The organism is Polaribacter sp. (assembly GCF_965656025.1).
Lineage (GTDB): Bacteria > Bacteroidota > Bacteroidia > Flavobacteriales > Flavobacteriaceae > Polaribacter.
In genome coordinates, this window is record NZ_CBFHJT010000024.1 from 1 (window position 1) to 5,482 (window position 5,482).

6 protein-coding genes are annotated in these 5,482 nt (G+C 29.1%); 2 read left to right on the top strand and 4 right to left on the bottom strand.

The genetic code is table 11. The features are described from left to right. Nucleotides 1-115: 115 nt before the first annotated feature. Entirely contained in the window at nt 116-1,774 is a 1,659-nt protein-coding gene (locus tag ACTG3S_RS06320) for a mechanosensitive ion channel family protein (RefSeq protein WP_439128518.1), read from the bottom strand. An 87-nt stretch (nt 1,775-1,861) separates the two neighbouring features. Here ACTG3S_RS06320 and ACTG3S_RS06325 point away from each other — a divergent pair, with 87 nt between their 5' ends. Continuing rightward, a complete protein-coding gene (locus tag ACTG3S_RS06325) occupies nt 1,862-2,254 on the top strand; it encodes a hypothetical protein (RefSeq protein WP_439128519.1) in 393 nt (130 codons plus the stop codon). Between the two features lie 171 nt (nt 2,255-2,425). Further along, nucleotides 2,426-2,887: a hypothetical protein gene (locus ACTG3S_RS06330; RefSeq protein ID WP_439128520.1), complete on the top strand. Its 462-nt coding sequence runs from the start codon at nt 2,426-2,428 to the stop codon at nt 2,885-2,887. 201 nt (nt 2,888-3,088) lie between these two features. Here the strand turns inward: ACTG3S_RS06330 and ACTG3S_RS06335 are convergent, their stop codons facing one another. The 3 genes from ACTG3S_RS06335 to ACTG3S_RS06345 form a co-directional block, all read right to left on the bottom strand. Beyond that, nucleotides 3,089-3,604 (bottom strand): gamma carbonic anhydrase family protein, encoded by a 516-nt coding sequence (locus tag ACTG3S_RS06335; RefSeq protein ID WP_439128521.1) that lies wholly within the window; start codon nt 3,602-3,604, stop codon nt 3,089-3,091. Between the two features lie 89 nt (nt 3,605-3,693). Then, complete coding sequence (locus ACTG3S_RS06340; RefSeq protein ID WP_439128522.1) at nt 3,694-4,425, bottom strand: LytR/AlgR family response regulator transcription factor; 732 nt, start codon at nt 4,423-4,425, stop codon at nt 3,694-3,696. Nucleotides 4,426-4,503: 78 nt separating this feature from the next. Continuing rightward, nucleotides 4,504-5,482: sensor histidine kinase (locus tag ACTG3S_RS06345; protein ID WP_439128523.1), on the bottom strand; the 979-nt coding region annotated here is incomplete at its 5' end.

Consider the following 5,482-nt stretch of genomic DNA (forward strand, 5'->3'; position numbering starts at 1 on the left):
ATAATTTTATAGACAAGAGTTTGCCTTTATCAAAATCTAAAATAACAAGCTTAACATTAAAAGATGATTATTGGATAAATTCACCTCTAAAATCCTCTAAAACAAATTAAAAAGACTATTCTAGTCTGTTTTCTTCATTTTTACCTTCTACAATTTCTTGGTTAAATTCTGCTAAAACTTTTGCAATAGCATCATTCACTCTTTCAGACTCTGTATTGTATTTTGGGTTGATGCCCTTTTTTTCTGGAAAGTTTTCTATGGTAACAGTGGTAGATGGAAATGCAAAATCTACACCCAATGCTGTTGCCAATTTTACAATAGCCATATGTAATCTATGTTTAGAAGACTGCTCTACACCCCAAGCCAAACTTTTAAAATATACATTTACCATTACTAAAAGTGCAGAATCGCCAAATCCTGTAAATTCTACATTATAGGAATCTGAACGTGTTTCTGGATGTGCAATAATAATTTCTCTAACTCCTTTTACAAAAGCTTCTATTAATTCTGGTGGTGTATCATAACGTAAACCTAAGTTTGTATTGTAACGTCTAAACAAACGCAAACCTTTGTTATTGATAACTATTTCAGACAATTTACTATTGGGTATTTGATACACAGAAGTATCTGCAGCTCTAACTCTTGTAGATCTAAATCCAACTTTTTCTACGGTTCCAACAACTTCTCCAGCCTCAATCCAATCTTCTATATGAAAAGGTTTGTCTAAAAAAATCATTATTGTACCAATTAGATTTTTTACAGTGTCTTGAGATGCCAAAGCAAATGCCAAACCACCTATGGTTGCGCCTGCCAACATCGTTGTTGTATTTACGCCAAAAAGTGTTAAAAGCCTAAAAACACCAATTACAATAACCAAACCAGTAAAAAAGTTATTTACGATAGGTGCTAATTGATCATCTAATCTATTATGAGTCGTTTCTGTAAACTCACTATAAATTCTCATAATTACTTTTACAAGTTTCAAGAAAACATAAATCCAAAAAACAGTTTCTGCAATGTTCAGGGCTAAAAACACCCAAGTATTGGTTTCTAAACCAAATTGTAAAGAAGGAAATAATTTATCTATAAAAGATGCTGTAACTAAAAGACTAATAGGATGCGCTAATTTTTTTAAAACTGTATTTACTTCAAAAGAGGTTTTTTTATTAATCAATGATTTTATTCTTTGTAGTAGAAAAAAAGCAACTCTTTTTGAGACTAAAAATACAACGTAAGCCAAAACAAAAATTAAAACAAGCGCAACCAACTGCCACAGTTCGATACCGAAAAACTTTTTATGTCCGTAAACGGGGATTACTTCTTGTATTTGTTGAATGTACCAAGGAAAAACCTCTTTGTATAAATCGTCTATTTTTGCAACAGTTTCTGAGGAATAATACCATTTATCGCCAATTTTTTCTACGTAAATCTGTGGCATTCTTTGAGGAAACAAAATATACTTGTAATAAGAAGAATATCCAACAGTATCTTTATACATAGGATTTGTTGGCACTCTATTTAAATCTACATACAAACCTTTTCCATCAAGAACCTGCTTTATTTTAATGGCCTTTTTTTCTGCGTTACTTTCAGACATACCATAAATAGTTTTTGCTGCTTTTTTAGGCTGAAAAGAATCGGATTGCAAAAAATATAAATGTGTGTAAATAGTTGCATGCGGATTGCTTAAATCAACTTTTACAGAGTCTTTGTTTTGAACTTGACCAAAAGCTAGTAATGGCAAAAGAATAAAGAAGTAAATAAAATTTTTCATGCAAATAATTTAATTATTTATAAATAGAATTACAAATTTAAACCTTTTGTTTTTTTTAAGGTCTAAGAAGTATAAATAATAACAAAAATGAAAAAAATAATAAGTATTGTAATTGTAGTTTTGGCTGTAACTTTTTCTGCCCAAGCTCAAAAAAAGGGGAACAATATTTCTATTGATAAAAAAGTAGAAAGGGCTTTAAAGAAATTGTCTGTAGATTTAGAATTATCTAAAATACAACAAGAGCAAATAAAACCTCTTTTAACTGCCCAAATGATAGACAGAAGTAAAATTGCTGCAAAAAGAAAAGCTTTAAAAGATGCAAATACAAAACCATCTAAAGAAGACAGAAAAATGATGCGTAAGCAGATGAAAGAGAGTGAAAAAGTAATGATTACAAAAATGAAAAGTATTTTATCGGAAAACCAATTTGTGGCATTTGAAAAACTACAAGCACAAAGAAAATCTAAAAAGAAACAATAACTAATTTTAGGGTTGATTTTATTAGTTATTAACTAAGCTCAAATACTTAATAGTGTTTGAGCTTTTTCCATTTAATATGTTAAAATACTATTAATTAGACAATTATAATTAAACCTTTTTAAAAATACAAGGTCTTAGAGTTATAAAAAATATAAATTAAATTTAAAAAACATGAAGAATTTAGCAACCATCTTAGTATTTGTATTTGCTTTTACATTTACAACACAAGCTCAGAAAAACAAAAAAAGAGATCAAAGGAGACCAAAATTATCTGTAGAACAACATACAGATTTAGCCGTTAAAAAAATGACTTTAGCTTTAGATTTATCTGAAAAACAACAAAACAAAATTAAGCCTTTAATTGCAGCTAAAATGGCAGAAAGAAAAGCTTTTATGGAAAAAAGAAAAGAAGCTAGAAAAGAAAGAAAAAGACCTACTGCTGATGAAATTTATGCTGTAAAAAGTAAAATGTTAGACAATCAAATTGCTATGAGAAATAATATGAAAGAAATTTTAAACAAAGAGCAATTTGAGAAGTTTGAAAAAATGCAGAAACTAAGAAAAATGCAAGGAAAGAAAATGATGATGAAGAAAATGCAAAATAAAAGAGGTAAAAAAGTAAGAAGAAAATAGTAATACTATTTAGTTAAATAGTTTATTGATTTGTAATGTAAAACCCGATTTCTAAATAGAGATCGGGTTTGATTTTGAGTGTTCCTTTTTGCGTTAAGGATAGAAATGGCATCCTTTTTTGAGGTACGAAAAAAAGATAGAATGGATAGCCTGTTAAAACGCCCAAAAAACAATTACAAATTTTTTAAAAAAATAAGTTTTTTACTCTTTAAACCAACTTGAGTATTTAACATAATTGTTGGCAATTCTATCTATTTCTCCAGAAATTAATTCTTGAGAAATATCTTTTACTTTTTTTGCAGGTACTCCAGCATAAATGCTTCCACTTTTTACATGCGTATTCTTTGTAACTACTGCTCCTGCTGCAATTATTGAGTTAGATTCTACAACACAATCATCCATAATAATGCTACCCATACCTACCAAAACATTATCGTGAATTGTACAACCATGCACAATTGCATTGTGACCAATAGAAACATTATTACCAATAATTGTGGGTGATTTTTGATACGTTGCGTGAATTACGGCACCATCTTGTATGTTTACTTTGTTACCAATTTTTATAAAATGGACATCTCCTCTAACTACTGCATTGTACCAAATAGAACATGCTGTGCCTAAAGAAACTTCGCCTAAAATAGTGGCATTTTCTGCAACAAAGCAATCTTTTGGTATTTGTGGATGTTTATTGTTTACTGATTTAATTATGGGCATAATTTTAGTTTTTAGTTGTTTGGTTTACTAATTTAGAATTATTATTTCAATCATAATTAGAATCCAATACAAACTGGTTTAAACAAAATCTATTTAAAATAAGACAACAAATTACTCTTTTGAGAGGCAGAAACCAAGATTTCTTTTCCGTTAGAAACAATGACACTGCCACCTTTTCCTTTTTTATACTTGGTGATTGCATTTACATTTACCAAATACGATTTATGAATTCTTGCAAATGTATAATTACTCAAAGCTTGTTCGAAATATTTTAAAGTTTTGCTTACTAATTTTTTAGAATTTGCCAAATGAATTTCTGTATAATTATCATCTGCTTTGCAAAAAACAATATCATTAATATCTAATACCTCAAAACCATCTTGTTGTGGTATGGTAATTTTACCTGCAGCTGTATTGGGTTTTGGTGCTAATATTTGATGCTGTAATTCGTTTTCTTTTTCCTTAATTTCAGCAACTATATTTACTGCTTTTATCAACTCGTCTATAGAAATTGGTTTTAGTAAATAATAGCTTGCATGGTTATTTAATGCTTCTATGGCATAATGGTCGTAAGCAGTTACAAAAACGGTTTCAAAAGTTCTGTTTTCTACTTTTTCTAACAAATCAAACGCATTACCAAATGGCATTTCTACATCTAAAAATACCAAATCTAGTTCGTGTTTCTGAATCAGTTTATAAGCTTCCTCTATATTTTCTGCTTCACCTAACAATTGAACATTTGGGCAATATTTAGAAACATAATTTCGTAAAATATCTCTACTAATTTGTTCGTCTTCTACAATAATGGCTTTTAGTTTCATAGTATTTAAGTTGGAAGTATGAAGTTTGAAGATGAAAGTTTTAAATCTGACTTCCTACTTCAACCTCCTCACTTCATTCTATTTTTTCTTTAACAACAGGGTTACTTTAGTACCTTCTCCGTTTTCTAAAACATCTGAAATTGCTACAGCAATTCTGTCTTTATACATATCATTCAGAATTTTAATTCTGTTTTTAATCGTACTCATTCCTTTAGATTTTTGTTTTAGCTGATTTTTTGTTTTTACAGCTTGCGATTGTGTGCGTCCAATGCCATCATCTGTAATAGAAATAGCAACAGTTTCAGTGTCTTTTTGCTGTATAGAAATGATTAAATTTCCTTTCTCTTTTTTATATCTTAATCCGTGCCAAATTGCGTTTTCTATATAAGGTTGCAATAACATTGGCGGAATTGAAAATTGCTCTAAATTGATGTTTTCATCTACATTTATTTGATAATCAAACTTATTTTTAAAACGATTGTGTTCTAATTTTACATATAATTCTAACAACTCTATTTCTTTATGTAGAGGAATAAAATCTTCGTCTGAATTTTCTAAAACCGAACGCATTAAAACTGAAAACTCACTTAAATAACGGTTGGCATTTCGCTCATCATTTACCGCAATAAAACTGTTTACAGAGTTTAAAGCATTAAAAATAAAATGCGGATTCATTTGAGAACGCATCGATTTTAAGGCGAGTAAATTATTGGCTAATTTTTGTTGTTTGCTGTTTCTATACATAAACCAAGCTAACAATATCAACAAACTTATTACTGTAATTAAGGTGTTAATAATTGCTTTTTGATTTTTATTTTTTTCTTCTGCCAACTCTTTGTCTAAAGCCACTAAATCTTTGTCTTTTTCTAAACTTGCAATTCTATTTTGATTCTCTGCAATTCTTTTTGTAAAACGTTTTGCTTGCTGTATTTCTTGTTCTTTTCTAATATATAAAGAGTCTACAAGCGCCACATATTGTTGGTAATTTTCTAAAGCTTTGTCATAAGCACCAATGGTAGAAAAAACTTCTGAAATTTTTCTGGTAGCATCTTTTTCT

Bases quoted from the DNA above. Each gene is read 5' to 3' on its own strand.
- ACTG3S_RS06320 (WP_439128518.1), bottom strand. From the start codon at position 1,774: ATGAAAAATTTTATTTACTTCTTTATTCTTTTGCCATTACTAGCTTTT.
- ACTG3S_RS06325 (WP_439128519.1), top strand. From the start codon at position 1,862: ATGAAAAAAATAATAAGTATTGTAATTGTAGTTTTGGCTGTAACTTTT.
- ACTG3S_RS06330 (WP_439128520.1), top strand. From the start codon at position 2,426: ATGAAGAATTTAGCAACCATCTTAGTATTTGTATTTGCTTTTACATTT.
- ACTG3S_RS06335 (WP_439128521.1), bottom strand. From the start codon at position 3,604: ATGCCCATAATTAAATCAGTAAACAATAAACATCCACAAATACCAAAA.
- ACTG3S_RS06340 (WP_439128522.1), bottom strand. From the start codon at position 4,425: ATGAAACTAAAAGCCATTATTGTAGAAGACGAACAAATTAGTAGAGAT.